This window comes from Sarcina ventriculi, assembly GCF_900456775.1.
Lineage (GTDB): Bacteria > Bacillota > Clostridia > Clostridiales > Clostridiaceae > Sarcina > Sarcina ventriculi.
Window position 1 is genome coordinate 126,912 of sequence record NZ_UAUL01000010.1, and the last position, 19,753, is coordinate 146,664.

Genomic DNA, 19,753 nt, shown 5'->3' on the forward strand with positions numbered 1-19,753 from the left:
TAATAGTTGAATCAAGGGGGGATTTTAAAGAGTGAGCAAAAATAAAATGCAAATAAATAAAGAAAAATCAAGCAAATTAAAACCAAACATATTAAATGTATTAATATGGATTATAGGTTCTTTTTTTATAGTTTTTTTAGGAGAAACGCTTCAAAGAGGGAGTGTAAATGAAGCGATTAAATTTATAGTAAGTAGAAATATAGTGTTTTTTTCAAATTATATGATAGTTTTAGCAATTACATCTTTATCATTTTTGTTTAGAAGAATGAAATCGTCTTATATAGTTATATCAATATTGGTTATGAGTTTTTACATTGGAAATTATTTTATAGAAAAATTAAGAGGTACGCCTATCATGTGGGCTGATGTTTATTCTATAAAAGATGGAGCATCAATAGCTAATAATTATATAAATAAGAAAACTATAATCATTTCAGCAATAATAATTTTAGTAATTTTTACATTATTATTTTTTATAAGAAAAATAGAAAAGCCACAATATAGTAGGGGAAAATCGTTTATAAGAGGGGTTATTATAGTTATACCTACAGTTATTTTAACAAGTGGAGTATTATATTGCACAGACAATATAATGGGCAGATTTTATAGGTACAGATGGGATATGCCAAGCACCTATAAAAACAATGGCTATTTATTTTCATTTATAGATAGTGCAACTGGTTTTAAAGTGGAAAAGCCTCATTCTTATAGTAAAAATTTGTTAAATGAAATACAAAACAATATAGAATCAAATGAGGAAGTAAAGGATGTTTTTAGTGAAGTTAACACTTTAGAAAAGAAAGAAAATACAACTCCAAATATAATAGTAGTTCAATTAGAATCTTTTTTTGATATGAATTTAATTGATGGAATAAAACTTTTAAAAGATCCTATCCCAAACTTCAGAAATTTATATGAAAATTTTAGTAGTGGACTTGTAAAAGTTCCTACATTTGGTGGAGGAACTGTAAGAAGTGAATTTGAAATGTTGACAGGTCTTTCTATGGGATTTTTCCCTGTTGGTGAAATACCTAATAACAATGTGTTGAAAAGAATGCCAGTAGAAAGTTTAGCGTATATATTAAAGGATATTGGATACACAACAAGTGCTGTTCACAATCATACTGGGAATTTTTATAATAGAGATTTAATATATAAAAATTTAGGTTTTGAAAATTATGTGTCTAAAGAATATATGACAAAATTTAAAAACGATACAGCTTATGCGCCAGATATATTAAATTTAGATACTATTAAAACATTGTTAGAAAGTGATGAACCACAGTTTATATATAATGTAACTGTTGAGAGCCATAGCCCATATAATCATGATTATACAAGAGATAATAGAATAGTTTCAGGGGATTTCTCAGAAGAAACTTTAAATCAATTAGAACATTATGCAAGTAAAGTAGAAGGAGTTGATGAATATATTGGCTCATTAATAGATTATTTAAGTTCAATAGATGAACCAACAATTGTATTAATGTTTAGTGATCATCTTCCACAATTAGATGCAATAACTGATGAAGATGAGGATTTTGTGGGAGATAATAAATACAATACTCAATATTTTATATGGGATAATATGGGGCTTGATGTGACAAAGGAAAATATGAATGCATATCAATTGGGTAGTGCAATGCTTAGTAAAATTAATATGGCATCTTTAGGGGTTATAACTTCTTTTCATGAAAATTGTAAAGGTAATGAAGATTATGAAGAAAAATTTGAAAACCTTCAATATGATATATTATTTGGAGATAAATATATATATAATGGAAAGAACCCATATAGCACGATAAATACTAATATGGGAATTGAAGATATTGTTATAGATAATGTAATTATAGATAATGAAAAGATAACAATAGAGGGTGAAAATTTTACAAGGTTTAGCAAAGTATTTATTAATAATAAAGAAGTAGATACAGTTTTTGTTAGTAATAATGAGTTGGAAGTTTACAATATTCCTAAGAACATTGTAGATGTAAAAATTGGTCAAATTGGTTTATATAATAAAGCACTAAGCTATTCCAATATATACAATATAAGTAAATTAGATAACTAATCAGTCACGAAAATGTATTAATTATTTTGTTTAAAATACAAAATTTTAATAATACTTTACCCTCAATAGATGTCTTGTCAATAAGTCCGAAATATCGAGAATCACAACTAACATCTCTATTATCCCCTAAAACAAAATATTTGTTTTCGGGGATAATTACTTTTAAGTTAAAATACGAACTAGATAAGTTTTTAATATAAGGTTCTTCCAGTAATGTGCCATTTAAAAAGATTTGATTATTAATAATTTCTAGAATATCTCCAGGAACGCCTATAATTCTTTTAACTATAAATTTTTCTTCATTATTATCAACGTATTTTATGTTTACAATATCACTATAACTTGGGGTTTTATTATTATAAGAATTTAATGATACCAATAAAACATCGTCTGAATGAATAGTGTTTTCCATAGAAGTTCCGTATACTTTATACAATTTAAAATTAGACGAAAAAATGTATAAAATAGTCACGGATATAACTATGGATAGTATTAAAGTTTTGTAATCATTTTTTGTTATATTTAAATTTTTAAAAACTTTCATATAAGATACCTCAAAATAATATATATATTTTTAAAATTCAAAAGATGTCTTAAAAAATAGTATAATAATAAATTATTGCCCAACATTAATAATTTATTACATTGAAACTGAAAGTAGAAGTGTATAAATAAAAGGAAACATTTATAGGTATTTAGAGTAAATTAATAGGGAGAAGTTATAAATCTTAGGATGTGAGCTTTATGGGGAATTTAATAAATTACTATGGAATGGGAAATACAGCTAAGGGAAGTGTGGATTTTTATCAATCAATATTCCAAGGTTTAAATACTATCTATGGTTTAAAAGGAGGGACAAGTTCTTTTAAGACTCAATTATTAAAAAAAATTTCTAATAATTATAGCAAACTTTATAAAGTGGATGTAATAAATAGTTCAATAGATATAAACAAAATAGAAGGTATCATAATAAATGAATTAAAAATTGCTATTGTAGATTTAACACCTATTCATGGGAAAAAGCCTGTAAATAGTGAGGTTGATTTAATAGAAATAGATTTAACAGAGGCTGAAAATAAGAACATACTAAAAATAAATAACTTAAATTTAAATGCTTTAAAAAAATCGTTTAGCGAAAATATAAAAAAAGCAACAAAAGAATATGAAAAAGCACTAGAAATACATGATATATGGGAAACATTTTATATAAGTAATATGGATTTTAAAAGAGCTAATAATCTTTCAAATGAAATAATAGATAAAATAGTGCCTAAGGAAAAAATAAATGAAAGCTTAGGGGTTATTTATGATAGGTATTTAGGAGCTGCAACACCTGTAGGTTCTAAAGATTATATAATAAATTTAACAGATGGATTAAAAAGATATTTTTTAAAGGGAAGACCTGGAACAGGTAAATCAACAATACTTAAAAAGATAGCAAACAAATTAATAGAGCAAGGGTATAATATAGAAGTATATCATTGTGGTTTTGATCCTAATAGCTTAGATATGGTTATTTGTAGAAATTTAAATTTAGCTATATTTGATAGCACATCTCCACATGAATATTTTCCTGATAAAGAGGATGATGAAGTTATAGATGTTTATAAAGAATGTGTAAAAGCAGGAACTGATGAAAAGTATAGTAAGGAATTAAATCAAATAATTAAAAGATATAAAGAAAAAGTAAAATTAGGAACAAGATATTTGGGCTTGGCAAAGGTCATATCAGATAAAATAGAAGCAGTTTATGCTAAAGCTTTTAAAGATGAAGAGGCACAACAAATAGTAGAAAAATATTTAAAGTTTTCTTAGATAATAAAGGAACTAAAAAGAATTTTATCTTTTTAGTCCCTTTATTTATGTATAAAATTAAATATGTTTTAAAGAAAAACAATCATTTATTATAGAATTTTTTATAGTATGTCTAATCTTATTTCTATAATGTATAGTCCAAAGAATAGTAAGACCTATAACTACATATGTTACAAGATTTGAAACAACTAAAAATACAGAAACTGATGTGTAAAAAACAAGAATAGTTTTTAGTGTTGCATCAGTTAACATGGCTAATCCCCAAACTAAATTTATAAATTTTATAGAAAATCTAAAATAGTTTGTTTGCCAAAGTTGCTCAATTGTATTTTCATTAAATGTTTCTTTATCAGGTTCAAATTTAAGTATAAAATAATATACAAGAGGTTTTTTTAAAAGTAGAGTAATTAAAAAAGTAAAGCCTAAAATATACGTTACAAAAGATTCTTTAAGCAATAAAAATTTCTCACTTCCACCTAAAAATACGCATCCAATTCCCATAGCAAAACTAGCTAACATAAGTATTCCAAACGCATCTACCTTTTTTTCTTTTAAAACTTCATAGATATTGTAAAAAATAGGAGCTGTAATTGCTATTATGAGTGAATTTAAACTTGAAAAATAAATCATAAAAAAATGATAAAGAACCAAAGGAAGAATCGAGTTTATTAAAACACTAGGTAAAACAAGTTTGATTAATGATTTAATAATCTCTTTTTTACTTTCCATATTGTCACCTTCATTACTAAGTAATTTAATATTTTTAATTATAATTATATAAAAAAATGTTATATAGGTCTAATAATAAAAAAGAAAATATACAAAATAAAGGATATAAAAAAACTATATTAAAAAAATTAACGAAAATTTAATAATAAAAGAAAAGGTAAAAAATAAGGGATAAAAGACATTATCCTTCTATCCCTATGATAAAATTATTTAACTTTATAAATCCATCCTTCAGGAGCTTTGACATCTCCAAATTGTATTCCAACTAAAGTATCATAAAGTTTTTTGGTTATAGGAGCAACTTCTGTTTCACTATAAAATACATGAAGTGTGTTTTTATATTCAATTCCACCAATTGGAGTTATAACAGCTGCTGTTCCACAAGCCCCTGCTTCTTTAAAGATATCTAGATTATCTATATATACATCACCTTCAGATACTTTTAAACCAAGATATTCCTTAGCTATGTGCATTAACGAATATTTTGTTATACTAGGTAGAATAGATGGTGAAAGAGGAGTGATGAATTCATCATTTTTAGTTATACCAAAAAAGTTTGCAGCTCCTACTTCCTCTATTTTTGTATTAGTTGCAGGGTCTAGATATATACAATCTGCAAATCCTCTTTTTAAAGCTATTTCATGAGCTTGCATACTAGCTGCATAATTTCCACCAACCTTTGCAGAGCCAGTTCCACGAGGGGCAGCTCTATCATAATCAGAAATCATAAAGTTTACAGGCTTTAACCCTTCTTTAAAATAAGCTCCAACTGGCACACAAAATATTCCAAATAAGTATTCAGGTGCTGGTTTTACACCTATATTATGACCAACTCCAATTACAAATGGTCTAAGATAAAGAGTAGCTCCAGTTCCATATGGAGGTACAAAACGTTCATTAGCTTTAACAACATCAATGCATGCATTGATGAACTTTTCCTCAGGAATTTCAGGCATTAAAAGTTTTTTTAGAGAATTGTTTATTCTTTTTGAATTTTCATTTGGTCTAAATAACTGAATAGAACCATCCTTAGTTCTATATGCTTTTAATCCCTCGAAGCATTGTTGTCCATAGTGAAGTGCAGTTGATGCTTCGCTTATTGAGAGCATATTATCTTCTGTAAGATGACCTTCGTCCCAAGCCCCATTTTTCCAAGTGGAAATATAACGAAAATCAGTTTTTATGTAGTTAAATCCAAGATTATTCCAATCAATATTTGTTTCTTGTTTCAAAAAAATCGCCCCTATCAAAAATAATTTACTAAATTTTAAATTTTGAGTATTTAAACCCCTTAATATTTTATCATTAAATAGTTAACTGATAAAGAGGGATAATGAATAAAATGTAAATTTATTCAAAATTATTTAGGCAAACTATATGATTTAAAAACTGGATTAATAGTATAAAATATTATATAGTTATACGGTAACTAAGAGAAAAATTAAAATTTAAGGAGATAATATGGAAAATAAATTTAGAGATTTTAAACTGGATATAAATATATTAAAGGCAATAGATAATTTAGGTTATGAAAAGCCTTCGAGTGTTCAAAAAGAAGTTATACCAAATCTTTTAGATAAACAAGATGTTATAGTTAAATCTAAAACAGGTAGTGGGAAAACTGCAAGTTTTGGTCTTCCTTTATGTCAAAGTGTAGATGTGGAGAACAATAAGGTTCAAGCAATAATATTAGCTCCTACAAGAGAATTAGTTCTTCAAATAAAGGAGGATTTATCTAACATAGGAAGAATTAAAAAAGTTAGATGTGAAGCCATTTTTGGGAAGCAATCAATGGAAGGGCAAATAAAAAAATTAAAACAAAGAACTCATATAGTGGCAGGAACACCAGGGAGAATTATAGATCATTTAGAGAAAAAAACATTAGATCTTAGTAGTGTAGAGTTTGTTATATTAGATGAAGCTGACAAGATGCTTAGTATGGGATTCATAGAGCAAATAGAAGATATATTAAAAAAAGTAAATAAAAATGCAACAGTAGGTCTTTTTTCAGCAACACTTCCAGAAAAAATAGAATATCTTTGCAAAGTTTATATGAAAAAGCCTAAATTTATTGAGGTAAAGACTTTAGATTTAGAAAAAAAAATACAAGAAAATTATATAGCTTTAGATGTAAAAGAAAAGAAAAGAGCCTTATGGCAATTTTTATATGCAAAACATCCAAATCAATCTATAGTTTTTTGTAATACCAAAGACAGGGTTAATGAGGTTTTAAAAGAATTAAAATATGAAAATATTTTAGCTAAGAGTATTCACGGTGGTATGGAACAAAGAGATAGATTATCTGTTATGGAAGAATTTAAAAATAAGGAATTTAAGGTTTTAGTAGCTACTGATGTAGCGTCTAGAGGGATTCATATAGATGATTTAAGTCTTGTAATAAATTATGAAGTTCCTATGGAAAATGAAAGTTATGTTCATAGAATAGGTAGAACAGGGAGAAATGGTAAAGAAGGAGTAGCTATATCTTTTGTCGCTGAATATGAAAAAAGATTTTTGCAATCAATTAAAGAATATACTAAAAAAGATATAAAAGAGATTTTTTATCCAAGTAAAGATGAGATATTAGACGGAAAAAAAATATTCAAAAAAGATCAAAATGAAATATTAAAAAATTCAAAAGTAAAGGTAGCAAAAAAAGAAATTCATAAGGATATAGTAAAAATTCATATAAATGCAGGTAAAAAGAAAAAAATAAGGGCTTTAGATATTTTAGGGTGTTTTAGTAATTTAAATGGATTAACTGGAGAAGATATAGGAATTATAGATATTTTAGATAATATATCATATGTTGATATTTTAAATGGAAAAGGAAATATAGTATTAAAAAATAACACAGTTAAAATAAAAGGGAAAAATGTAAAAATAGAAAAAGCTAGAAAGTAATCACACATTAATACAAAATATTTCTAAAATAAAAGTTTTATGGTATAATTTATTCAGTCAAAAATCAAGTATAAAAGGGATATGAGATATTGTTAAAATATTTAGAAATTATTAAATTTTATTGTTTTTAATATTAAGGATAATTAAAATATGATTTATGAATATAATATAGATTAGTATTATGGAGATACGCAATAAATGAAACAAAGTATGCTTTTGAAATTTTTAGGAATAATATTTGTTTTGCTATATTTTCCTAAAGGGGAAATGGTTGTGGCAACTGATTATACAGATGTACTTATAGTTGAAAATAGTGCAGAAAACTATATTGTTACTGAAGCAATAAAAAATGTATTAGGAGTATATGGGGCAAAAGAAAGATGTATAAAAGATATTGAGTATAATTATGGAGAGTTATTTAATTATGATAAGGTTATAATTATTTCTAATGCTAATATATCAAATTCAGAATTAATACTTGATTTAGAAAATTTTACTGGAGATATATTTTGGGTAGGGTCTGGAGTATCACAAATACTAAAAGATAATGTTAATAAAGAACACGGTACAGTATGGAAGATAAATAATATATGGAATATGGTTATAATCCCCAATGAATTTGAATCTTTTTTGACTCTAACAGAAGCATTTAATTCATTTTTTGAGAAAGAAAATGACGAATATTTAAGAATGTTTTTAAAGATAACAAATGTTAATACGTTATCAGATAGCACTAAGTTAAGGGAAATAGCAGATTATTTACATAGTGAAGGAGTACCTTTTATAATAGTGTTAGATGAAATACTAGATATAAAAAATTTAAGTATTAATGAAAATGATATAATTTATTATAATGTTAAAGAATTTTTTTCTACCATAAGATATATGATTGATAAAGGTGGTAGCGTAGTAATAAAAAATAATTTTATACATAAAAATTATTTAGCAAATGAAAATGATGAAAAAAGTATATTAGAAAAATTTATTATAGAGTGTGCAAAAAATAATATTTATCCATTAGGGATAGAAATAACTAGTGAAAAAGATTTTGAAAAGTTAAAAAATAGTTTTAATACGTTTATGTATAGTGGTGAATTAAATAATGTTTTTAAATATCCATTTATAATAACTGATTTTCAAAACAGTTACAATATAATAACGAATAATGTGGGAAAGATTGATAGTAATAATAAGAATTGGCTTCAAAATATAGAATATAATATAAAAAAATTATTAAAGGTAAAGGGAAGTGTAGGTACGGTATCTTACAATTCAATTTTAGACATAGAATATTTAAAGCAAATTGTGAAAAGTTTGAATAAGGAAAATATAAAATACTTTGATTTAAGTCATATGAAAAACAAAATTGAATTAAATAAAATAGAAATAAGTTCATCTAATGGGGATATAAATTGTATCATAAAATCATATGATGATGAGAATATTTTAAATACGCAAAATGAAAACGCTGATTTAAAAAAGAATTTTTTTCATACTAGATTAAATTTTATATTGTTAGGAAGTATAGTGATATTAAGTATATTATTCATACTAATATACAATTATTGTAAAAATAACAATAACAAAATAGCATAAATGTTAAATGAATAATAAATAACAGATAAAAATATTAAATTATTAAAAAATACTTCTATTATTGAAAAAAATATAGTATAATATGTATAAAGTTAAAAATTTATATGTTGAAGGGGGAGTTTTCAAATGGACGCAAAAGTTTATGTAGAAAATCTATTATGTAGTTTAGAACAAAATAATAAAGGTGAAAAAGAATTCCTAGATGCTGCAACAGAAGTTTTAACATCTATTGTACCAGTTTTAGAAAAAGATAAAAGATATATAGAAGAAGGAGTTTTAGAAAGATTGGTAGAACCTGAAAGGGTTATTATGTTTAGAGTTCCTTGGATTGATGATAATGGAAATGTTAAAGTTAATAGGGGATATAGAGTTCAGTTTAATAGTGCTATTGGACCTTATAAAGGTGGTTTAAGATTTCATCCTTCAGTAAATTTAAGTATTATAAAATTTTTAGGATTTGAACAAATATTTAAAAATTCTTTAACTTCACTTCCAATAGGAGGAGGAAAAGGAGGATCAAATTTTGATCCTAAAGGAAAATCAGATAGAGAAATAATGAGATTTTGTCAAAGTTTTATGACAGAGCTTTATAGACATATAGGAGAAAATGTGGATGTTCCAGCTGGAGATATTGGAGTTGGTGGTCGTGAAATTGGTTATATGTATGGTCAATATAAAAGAATAAGAGATTCTTTTGATGGAGTTTTAACTGGTAAAGGACTAAGCTATGGTGGTAGTTTAGCAAGAACTGAAGCTACAGGTTATGGACTTGTTTATTTAGTTGATGAAATGCTAAGAGATAATGGGAAAGACTTTAAAGATAAGACTGTTGTAATATCAGGATCAGGAAATGTTGCAATATATGCTACTGAAAAGGTTCAAGCATTGGGCGGAAAAGTTGTAGCACTTTCAGATTCATCTGGATATATTTATGATAAAGATGGAATAAATCTAGATGTAGTAAAGGAAATTAAGGAAGTTAAAAGAGGCAGAATAAAAGAGTATTTAAATTATAAAAAAGATGCAGTATATACAGAGGGTTGCAAAGGTATATGGAGCATAAAATGTGATATAGCTCTTCCTTGTGCGACTCAAAATGAAGTTGATGCTAAATCAGCTAAACTTTTAGTGTCAAATGGAGTTTTTGCACTTGGAGAAGGAGCTAATATGCCATTAACTTTAGAGGCACAAAAGGTGTTATTAGATAATAATGTTTTATTTGCACCAGCAAAGGCTGCAAATGCAGGTGGAGTTTTAACATCTGCATTAGAGATGAGCCAAAATAGCCAAAGACTTTCTTGGACATTTGAAGAAGTTGATAAGAAACTTAAGGAACTTATGGTTAATATATATTATAATGCAAAAAATGCTGCAAAAGAATATGGATATGAAGGAAATCTTGTAGTTGGAGCAAATATTGCAGGATTTTTGAAAGTTGCAGATGCGATGTTAGCTCAAGGCATAGTTTAAAAGTAATTCATAAAACAAAAAGTGGGATAAGAATTTTCTTATTCCTCTTTTTTTATTGTTTAATTATTATTAAATAATAATTTTTATTGCTAGATAATATTAATAATATTATAATAAATATAAATAATATTATTTGATATAATTAAATATACTAATAAATAAGAAAAGAGGTGTTTCTTAATTGATTAATACAAATGAAAAATTTATAGATATAAAAAAGAGTTTAAATAATAGATTAATAGGTCAAGATAAGTTTATAGAAAAACTTTGTACATATTTTCAAAAAAAAATTGAAGGTGACCAAAGAGGAATAATTTTCATTAATGGAGAAAAAGATACAGGTAAAAAATTAAGCATAAAATGTCTTTTTGAAAAATTAAAAGAAAAAAATTTAATTAAAGTAGGAGTAGTAGAACAAATTGATTTAGGCTCATATAACTTTAATTATGGATATAATGCTTTTTTAACTGATATTTATGAAAAATTAAAAAGTGATTCAGAATGTTTAATTTTTAGAAATATAGAAAATGCAACAAAAGATATTTTAAAAACATTGTCTAAAATATCACCAAATAGTTGTATAAAGTTAAAGGATAATTATGTAATAAAAAATCAAATATTAGTTGAATCTAGTGAAAAAAGTTATGAAAACATAAAAGAGATTACATGTAATAACAAATTTTTGGTTTTTGTATCAGATGAAAAGAAAATAGATTTAAATAAATATTTTCCTAAAGATTATTCTAAGATGGTAGATGCAATTTTTTATACTAAATCTTTGGATGAAAATGAAAGAAGAAGTGTAGTTCATAGGGAAGTATTAAAAACAATAGAGAAAATAAAAAATGATTTAAAATTAGATGTTATATATGATATAAATGAAAATGATAATTTAGAAAAACAATATGGTATGTGCCATTATCTTCAAGAAACTTATGTAAAAAATGATAATTTTGGAATATCAGATTATGTTAAGTCAAGATTGTATGATCCAATTAAAAATTTAATGATAAATGAACATATAGGGATTGAGGAAAGAGCATTAATATATGTGGAAAACAATACTATTTTATGTAAAACAGATAAAGAGGTATATGATTTAAACAATTATTCAATGCCAACATTAGAAGAGGTTAAATATAAATTAAACTCTATAATAGGAATGTCAAATTTAAAAGAGTTTATAAACAGTATAGATAATAATTTTAAAGTACAAAGAATAAGAAAAAGACTTGGTCTTAGAAATTCAAACATATCTTTAAATATGATATTTGAAGGTAATGCAGGTGTTGGAAAAACTAATGCAGCAAGAATAACATATGAATATTTAAATGCTCTTGGAATATTGTCAACTGGAATATTTATAGAAGCTAGTAAGGCTGATTTTGTAACTGAAAATTTAAATGATACAGCTAAGAAGACTATGGAAGTTGTAAATTCTGCCTTAGGAGGAGTATTATTTATTGATGAGGCATATTCCTTGTGTGAGAGTGAAGATGATAAAGTAGGAAAAGAGATAATAGAGGCACTACTTAAGGGGATTGAAGATAATAAAAATGATTTAATAGTTATTTTAGCTGGTTATGAAAGAGATATGGAAAATTTCTTATCTATTAACCAAGGGTTAAAATCAAGATTCCCAAATACTATTGCTTTTGAGGATTATAATCCTGTGGAAATGTATGAAATAGCTGTAAATATAGCAAAGTCAAAAGGATATAGAATAGACAAATCTGCTAAAGAAGGATTAATAGATTTGTTTACAAAAAATCAATTGATAGGTAAAAGTGATTTAGGAAATGCTAGATTTGTAAGAAATGTTGTAGAAAATGCTATAATGGATGCTTCTAAAAAATATTTAACTGATAATAAAAAGCAAATTGACCTTTTAGAAAAAGATAATTTCAATTTTAAAGTAAATGCAAAATTTAATTTAGAAGAAAAATTAAAAAGTATAATAGGATTAGATGAAGTTAAAACTCTTATAAGAAATCAATATAAACTTATAGCGGCGCATGAAAAGAGAAAAGCAGCTGGTGTTGAAACAAAACTTGAGCAAAATTTAAATATGGTTTTCGCCGGAAATCCTGGAACTGGAAAAACAAGTGTGGCAAGACTTGTAGCTGAAATGTTAAATAGTATGGGACTTTTAAAAATAGGTCAACTTATAGAAACAGACAGATCAGGCTTTGTTGCAAATACTACAGAAGAAACTGCAAAAAAAACAGAGGATAAATTTAAGGAAGCAATTGGCGGAATATTATTTATAGATGAAGCTTATACTTTAGCTAATGATAAATTAGGTAGAGATGCGATAGAGGTTTTATTAAAACTTATTGAAGATTATTCAAATGAAGTTATAGTTATTTTAGCTGGATATGAAAAAGAAATGGAAAATTTCTTTGATGTAAATATAGGCTTAAGGTCAAGATTCCCACTTTGGACGACATTCCAAGACTATAATCCTGATGAACTTTTACAAATGGCTATAAAACTTATAGAGAAAAATGGATTTAAATTATCAAAAAATGCATATATTTCTTTAAAAAATAGTTTAATAGATGTTTATGAAAATTCAGATGCACAATCTGGAAATGGTAGAATGGTTCGAAATTATGTTGAAAATCTTATAAGAAATCAAAGTATAAGAATTGCTGAAAATGATATAAGTGTGTATGAGATGAATCTTATAACAACAAGAGATATTGAAAAAATAAATGAGGCAGAACATATAAATACTTATGATTTAGAACAAAAGCTAAATGAAGTTATTATTGCTGAGAATTCAAAACAATTTATAAGAAATCAATATAATCTAACAAGGGTTAATAAAAAGAGACAACGTCTAGGGATGAGAACAGAAGTTAATAGACTTATGAATATGGTATTTATAGGGGAAGATGGAACCGGTAAAAAAACAGCATTAAAAATATTAAGTGAGATGTATTATAACTTAGGTATGGTTAAATCAAAGAACTTAATGGAATTGGCTGCAAGAGATATATTACTTATGCTAAAAGACGGAAATAAATTAAAAGATATTTTAGGAGAATCTTTAGGAAGAGTCTTATATATAAATGACTTTAATCTTTTAATGGAAGAGGATAATAATGAATATATTTTAGATGCATTATTAAAGTTTATAGATGAAAATAAGACAAAGGTTATAGTGGCATTGAGTGGAGATGGAGATAAACTAAGATGTCTTTATGCAGGTAACTCTGATTTTAGTGGAAGATTTCCACTTTGGTTGAATTTCTCACCGTATAATTTAGAACAGCTTATAGGAGTTGCAAGATATTCTTTAAAAGAAAAAGGATTTGTGCTTAGCAAAGGTACAGATGAGCTACTAAAAAGTATTATGGATGAGTTTTCAAACAATAAAAAATTATCAATAAAAAACGGAATAATGGTTAAAAAATTTATAGATACTTTAATTAGAGTTCAGAGCATAAGAGTTAGTACAGGTTCTTTATCAGCAAAAGAAATAAATACTATAATAGATAAAGATATTTTATTGACTAAAGAAAGATTTATTGAAAGAAATATTTTTGCATGTGAACTATGTAAAGATGGTGCTGGACTTGGAATTTTATGTAGAAGAAAGAATAATGATAGAATAATTGCAAATAGGAGAAATGTAAGGGCATTTACAATTGAAGATAAGAAAGATATTAAACCTTTGTTTGTAGCAGATATAGAAAAACACGAACTAACAGAAGAAAAAAGAATGAAAAAGAGTGAAGTGGAAAAAGAAAGAGAAATAATTGAACCACAAACTAAATTAAATTCTGAATTATTAAAGGAAGAACTTCTAAATATTAAAAATCTTTTTGATTTAAATGTTATAGATGAAAGTGAATTTAAAGTTCTAAAAGCAAAAATAATAAGTAAATATTAAAAGAATATATCAATATAAGTATTGACAATATGTTTTTAAAAATTTAATATAAAAGTGTAAGTTAATTTAAATTATTATTTTCATTATAATGAGATGTTCTTATTTTAATGTAATAGCAGTTAAAGTTTATTGTCTAACAGAAAAGAAATGCTAATCTGGAAGACTAACATAATTATTTATAAAGTTTATTAATGCTAATGAAGGTTATAAATTATGTTTAGCCTATGTGAATAAATATAAACCTAGTTTTCTGTTTGAGAAAGCTAGGTTTATTGTTTTTTAGAGGAGGAGTTTTTATGGAAAAAATAGCTGTTATAAGTGCTATTTTAGAAGATCCTATAAAGAGTCAGGAAGAGTTTAATGATATCCTTATTAATTTTAGAGGCAAAATTAAAGGGAGAATGGGAATACCAATAAGAGAGGATATAACAGTTATATCTATAATACTTACAGGTAAGTTGGATGAAATAAATAGTCTTACAGGAAAGTTAGGAAAAATTCAAGGAGTAAGTATAAAAACTGCTATAGGTAAAAAAGAAATTTAAGGAGATGGGAATGAATACAATAAATATTATTGATAAGTTGTATAAAGAGAATATTGCAACTAGAGAAGAACTTTTATATCTTTTAGATAATATAGATAAGGATTCAATAAATTATTTAACTGAAAAAGCTAATGAAGTTCGAATGAAAACATATAAAGATAAGGTTTATATGAGAGGGCTTATAGAGTTTACAAACTACTGTGTAAGAGATTGTAAGTATTGTGGTATAAGGAAAAGTAATAAGGATGCAGATAGGTATAGATTAACTGTAGAGCAGATAGTAAATTGTGCTGTTTTAGGAGATAAATTAGGGTATAAAACAGTTGTTTTACAAGGGGGAGAGGATCCTTTCTTTACAGATGAGATTATGGTTGAAATTATAACGAAGATAAAATCTATACTTCCTAATAACGCAATTACCTTATCAATAGGCGAAAGGTCTTATGAAAGCTATAAAAAAATGTTTAAAGCAGGTGCTGATAGATATCTTTTGAGACATGAAACAGCAACCAAAACTCTTTATGAAAAGCTTCATCCAAACGCTAGTTTTGAAAATAGAAGAAAATGTTTAGAAGATTTAAGAGAGATAGGATATCAAATAGGCTCTGGGTTTATGATAGGGCTTCCTGAACAAGATAATAATAGTTTGGTAGATGATTTGATTTATACAAAACAATTAAAACCTCATATGTGTGGTATAGGACCTTTTATACCTCATAAAGATACTCCTTTAAATAATGAGGAAGGTGGAACATTAGAAAAAACAATTATAATGATTGCTATTTTAAGACTTCTTCTTCCAGACACATTGCTTCCGGCAACAACATCATTAGGAACTATAGATCCAACTGGTAGAGAAAAAGGAATAAAAGCAGGTGCAAATGTTGTTATGCCTAATTTATCACCAACTGATGTGCGTGAAAAATATTCTCTTTATGATGGAAAGATATGTACAGGAGATGAAGCTGCCGAGTGTAGAATGTGTATAGAGAGAAGAATGAATAATATAGGCTTTCAGATTGATATATCTAGAGGAGACAGTATTCTTTGGGAAAAAGAAAGTAAATAGAATTTATTTTAAGTTTTAATAAAACGTTAGGAGAATGTGAAATGGAAAATTTTATAAATCATGAATATATATATAAACTTTTAGAAGATGGGAAAAAGGCAACCAAAGAAGATATAATACAAATTTTAGAAAAAGCAAAGAATAAACAAGGAGTAAGCCACGAGGATGTTGCAGCACTTATACAGGTTGAAGATAAGGAACTACTAAAAAAGATATTTGAAGTTGCAGGAGAAATAAAAGAATCTATATATGGAAATAGGGTTGTTGTTTTTGCTCCTTTATATATAAGTGATTATTGTGTGAATAATTGTGTGTATTGTGGATATCATAAGTGTCATGATTTTAAGAGAAGAAGATTAACTCAAGAAGAAATTGCAGAAGAAGTAAAACTTTTAGAAAAAATGGGGCATAAAAGATTAGCTTTAGAAGTTGGAGAAGATCCAGTTCATGCACCAATTGAATATGTAATTGATAGTTTAAAAACTATATATAATACTCAAAATGAAAATGGAACTATAAGAAGGGTTAATGTAAATATAGCAGCAACAACTGTTGAAAATTATAAGAAATTAAAGGAAGCAAATATTGGGACTTATATATTATTCCAAGAATCATATCATAAACCAACTTATGAAAAGATGCATCCAAATTGTTTAAAAGGAGATTATAATTATCATTTAACAGCATTGCATAGAGCAATGGAGGGTGGAATAGATGATGTAGGAGCTGGAGTTTTATTTGGACTTGCAGATCCTAAATTTGAAGTTTTAGGACTTATGATTCATAATGAAGAAATGGAAAAGAAATTTGGTGTAGGATTCCACACAATATCAGTTCCAAGACTTAGACCATCAGGTGGAATAAATTTAGAAAAATTCCCGAATATAGTTGATGATGAGATGTTTAAAAAATTAGTTGCAGTAATAAGAATAGCTGTACCATTTACAGGAATAATAATGTCAACAAGAGAAACACCAGAGATGAGAAGGGATGCATTAAAATTTGGTGTAACCCAAGTAAGTTCAGGTTCAAGTACTGGTGTTGGTGGATATAAAGAAAGAGAAGAAAAAGGTAGTGGAGAGGCTCAATTTAAAACTTCAGATGAAAGGACACCTTTAGAGGTTTTAAATGGTCTTTTAGATGATGGATATATTCCAAGTTATTGTACTGCTTGTTATAGAATGGGTAGAACTGGTGAGAAGTTCATGAAGCTTGCAAAAAGTGGTGAAATACAAAATATGTGTGAACCAAATGCAATGCTTACTCTTATGGAATATGTGTTAGATTATGGTGATGCAGAAACTTGTAAAAAAGCAGAAAAAGTAATCAAAGAAAGAACTGAAAAATTAAAATCAGAAAAAGTTAAAGAATTTATAATGGAAAGTTTAGAAAAACTTAAAGAAGGTGGAAGGGATTATTACATTTAAGGAGGAGTTTTATGAACAGTACACCAAATGCTAATAGAAAACATATAACAGTGTATGGAAAAACTAATACTGGAAAATCCTCATTAATAAATAAGATATTAAACCAAGAAGTATCTTTAGTATCAGATATTGCAGGAACTACGACAGATCCAGTTTTAAAAGCTATGGAACTTATTCCAGTGGGGCCTGTAGTATTTATAGATACAGCAGGTATTGATGATAAAAGCGAACTTGGAGATTTGAGGATTAAAAAAACTTTAGATGTATTAAAAAGAACTGATATAGCTCTTTATGTTATGGATGCAAATAATGTCGATAGAGATGAACTTGAAAAAGCTAAGATAAACTTTAAGAAATATAATATACCTTATTTGATTATAGTAAATAAAATAGATAAAGTATCAGAAGAAGTTTTAAGTAAATTAAAAAATGAATTTAAAAATGGTATTTTTATATCAGTTTTAAAAGATATAGGAGTGGAAAAAGTTAAAGATGCTCTTATAAAAAGTTTACAAAAAGAAGAGGAAGATGGACCAATACTTGGAGATTTAATTCCTTATAATGGAACAGTTGTTTTGGTTGTACCAGTAGATTCAGAAGCTCCAAAGGGAAGGATAATTCTTCCGCAAGTTCAGTGTATAAGAGATTGTTTAGATCATGGAATAAAGAGTTATGTAGTTCGAGATACTGAACTTGAAAGCGCTTTAAAAGATTTGAAAAATGTTGATTTAGTGGTAACAGATTCTCAAGCTTTTAAAAAAGTTTCCAAAATAGTTTCAGAAGATACACCTTTAACTAGTTTTTCAATTCTTTTTGCAAGACATAAGGGAGAGATTAGTGATTTTATAAAAGGAGCTAATGCTGTAAAAAACTTAAAAGAGGGTTCAAAGATTTTAATATCAGAGAGTTGTACTCACAATGTGTCTCATGAAGATATAGGAAGAGTGAAAATTCCTAAACTTTTAACTAAATATGTAGGACAAAAATTAAATTTTGAATACAGAGTAGGACATGATTTTCCAGATAACATAAAAGAATATGATTTAATAATACATTGTGGTGCTTGCATGATAAATAGAAAAACTGTAGTGAATCGAATAAATTACTGTAAAGAAGAGAATGTTCCTATAACTAATTATGGAATAATTTTAGCTTTCTTAAATGATATTTTAGATAGAAGTGTAAAATGCTTTAAAGATAACATTTAAGTGTAGAGCATGAGTTAATAGTAGATAATAAATTTATCTACTATTAATATTACTTTTGTATTTTTTAGTATAATAAAATAAAGATATTATTTTTTATGGAGGTTGTAAAATGAAGTATACAAAGAGAAAAAATATTTATGTTGTTAGACTTGAGAAAGATGAAAACATAGTTGAAAGTTTAAAAAAATTTGCTAAAGAAAACAATATAAAAGCAGCCATGGTAAATGGAATAGGCGCAGTAACTGATACAAAGATAGGGATTTATGATATAGAAAGCAAAAAATATAATGAAACAATATTTAATGATAATTATGAGATAACAAGTCTTACAGGAAATATTACAACAAAAGATAATGAACCATATATGCATTTACATATAAATTTTAGTGGACAAGATTGTATATGTTATGGAGGGCATTTTATAGAGGGGAAAGTTACTATAACTGCTGAAATAATAGTAACAGAAATAGAGGGAAATTTAAATAGATATTTAGATGAGGTTGGAATAAATCTTATAGATGTATAATTTGCTATTTACAATAAAAAAATATAGGTATATAATAAAGGTAAAGTTAATATAATAAATTGTTGCTAGGGGTGCCAAATAATTGGCTGAGAGGAAAATCCAACCCTATGAACCTGATATGGTTAATACCAGCGTAGGAAAGCAAGTAAATTTAGCGATTTTTGTTTGTGAAGATATAATACAATTACAAATAAAGTTATAGATTTTTAAGACTTGCTATTTAAGCAAGTCTTTTTATTTTCTAAATAGTTTATAAATATATAAAAATATTAAATAATTTTTAGGAGTGTATAGTAATGATAATAAACGGCAAAAAGTATGAATTTACAGAAAATTCAACTATTTCTGAAATATTAAAAAAATTAAATGTTAACGAAGAAAGAGTTGTTGTAGAAGTTAATTTAAACATAATACATAAGGAGGAATATGATAGTTTTATTGTTAAAGAAAATGATTCTTTAGAAGTTTTAAGTTTTGTGGGAGGTGGTTAAG

Annotated in this window: 15 protein-coding genes and 1 riboswitch; of the genes, 12 read left to right on the plus strand and 3 right to left on the minus strand. The window is 26.2% G+C overall.

From position 1 onward, the window contains the following. Positions 1 to 31 precede the first annotated feature (31 nt). The gene (locus DR020_RS09965; RefSeq protein WP_112365848.1) at positions 32 to 2,071 is read left to right on the plus strand and encodes an LTA synthase family protein; all 2,040 of its coding nucleotides are present in this window, start codon (positions 32 to 34) and stop codon (positions 2,069 to 2,071) included. Between the two features lie 4 nt (positions 2,072 to 2,075). Here DR020_RS09965 and lepB read toward each other — a convergent pair whose 3' ends face one another. Next, positions 2,076 to 2,615 (minus strand): signal peptidase I, encoded by a 540-nt coding sequence (gene lepB, locus DR020_RS09970; RefSeq protein ID WP_055256972.1) that lies wholly within the window; start codon positions 2,613 to 2,615, stop codon positions 2,076 to 2,078. 200 nt (positions 2,616 to 2,815) lie between these two features. On the opposite strand from lepB, the gene DR020_RS09975 reads away from it, so the two are divergent. Further along, positions 2,816 to 3,886 carry a hypothetical protein gene (locus DR020_RS09975; RefSeq protein WP_112365849.1) on the plus strand — a complete coding sequence of 357 codons (1,071 nt, stop codon included), beginning with the start codon at positions 2,816 to 2,818 and terminating at the stop codon, positions 3,884 to 3,886. A gap of 57 nt (positions 3,887 to 3,943) precedes the next feature. On the opposite strand, the gene DR020_RS09980 is transcribed toward DR020_RS09975, so the two are convergent. Together DR020_RS09980 and DR020_RS09985 are read right to left on the minus strand one after the other, a co-directional pair. Next, entirely contained in the window at positions 3,944 to 4,615 is a 672-nt protein-coding gene (locus DR020_RS09980; RefSeq protein WP_055256970.1) for a VC0807 family protein, read from the minus strand. A 206-nt stretch (positions 4,616 to 4,821) separates the two neighbouring features. Continuing rightward, positions 4,822 to 5,847 carry a branched-chain amino acid aminotransferase gene (locus tag DR020_RS09985; RefSeq protein ID WP_112365850.1) on the minus strand — a complete coding sequence of 342 codons (1,026 nt, stop codon included), beginning with the start codon at positions 5,845 to 5,847 and terminating at the stop codon, positions 4,822 to 4,824. Positions 5,848 to 6,076: 229 nt separating this feature from the next. On the opposite strand from DR020_RS09985, the gene DR020_RS09990 reads away from it, so the two are divergent. From DR020_RS09990 to thiS, 10 genes are all read left to right on the plus strand, one after another. Further along, positions 6,077 to 7,519, plus strand: a complete 1,443-nt coding sequence (locus DR020_RS09990) for a DEAD/DEAH box helicase (protein ID WP_112365851.1) — start codon at positions 6,077 to 6,079, stop codon at positions 7,517 to 7,519. A gap of 198 nt (positions 7,520 to 7,717) precedes the next feature. Further along, positions 7,718 to 9,115, plus strand: coding sequence for a DUF2334 domain-containing protein (locus DR020_RS09995; protein WP_112365852.1), 1,398 nt, complete (start codon positions 7,718 to 7,720; stop codon positions 9,113 to 9,115). A gap of 126 nt (positions 9,116 to 9,241) precedes the next feature. Then, on the plus strand, positions 9,242 to 10,585 hold the full coding sequence (gene gdhA / locus DR020_RS10000) for an NADP-specific glutamate dehydrogenase (protein WP_055256966.1): 1,344 nt from the start codon (positions 9,242 to 9,244) through the stop codon (positions 10,583 to 10,585). 184 nt (positions 10,586 to 10,769) lie between these two features. Then, on the plus strand, positions 10,770 to 14,486 hold the full coding sequence (locus tag DR020_RS10005; protein WP_112365889.1) for an AAA family ATPase: 3,717 nt from the start codon (positions 10,770 to 10,772) through the stop codon (positions 14,484 to 14,486). Between the two features lie 296 nt (positions 14,487 to 14,782). After that, positions 14,783 to 15,031 (plus strand): TM1266 family iron-only hydrogenase system putative regulator, encoded by a 249-nt coding sequence (locus DR020_RS10010; protein WP_055256965.1) that lies wholly within the window; start codon positions 14,783 to 14,785, stop codon positions 15,029 to 15,031. A gap of 10 nt (positions 15,032 to 15,041) precedes the next feature. Continuing rightward, a complete protein-coding gene (gene hydE / locus DR020_RS10015) occupies positions 15,042 to 16,100 on the plus strand; it encodes a [FeFe] hydrogenase H-cluster radical SAM maturase HydE (protein WP_055256964.1) in 1,059 nt (352 codons plus the stop codon). 41 nt (positions 16,101 to 16,141) lie between these two features. After that, on the plus strand, positions 16,142 to 17,527 hold the full coding sequence (gene hydG / locus DR020_RS10020) for a [FeFe] hydrogenase H-cluster radical SAM maturase HydG (RefSeq protein WP_055256963.1): 1,386 nt from the start codon (positions 16,142 to 16,144) through the stop codon (positions 17,525 to 17,527). A gap of 11 nt (positions 17,528 to 17,538) precedes the next feature. Beyond that, on the plus strand, positions 17,539 to 18,735 hold the full coding sequence (hydF, locus tag DR020_RS10025; protein ID WP_112365853.1) for a [FeFe] hydrogenase H-cluster maturation GTPase HydF: 1,197 nt from the start codon (positions 17,539 to 17,541) through the stop codon (positions 18,733 to 18,735). 109 nt (positions 18,736 to 18,844) lie between these two features. Beyond that, entirely contained in the window at positions 18,845 to 19,261 is a 417-nt protein-coding gene (locus tag DR020_RS10030; RefSeq protein WP_112365854.1) for a PPC domain-containing DNA-binding protein, read from the plus strand. 57 nt (positions 19,262 to 19,318) lie between these two features. After that, a riboswitch (TPP riboswitch) is annotated at positions 19,319 to 19,418 on the plus strand. 139 nt (positions 19,419 to 19,557) lie between these two features. Continuing rightward, positions 19,558 to 19,752 (plus strand): sulfur carrier protein ThiS, encoded by a 195-nt coding sequence (gene thiS / locus DR020_RS10035; protein WP_070101116.1) that lies wholly within the window; start codon positions 19,558 to 19,560, stop codon positions 19,750 to 19,752. Position 19,753 lies beyond the last annotated feature (1 nt).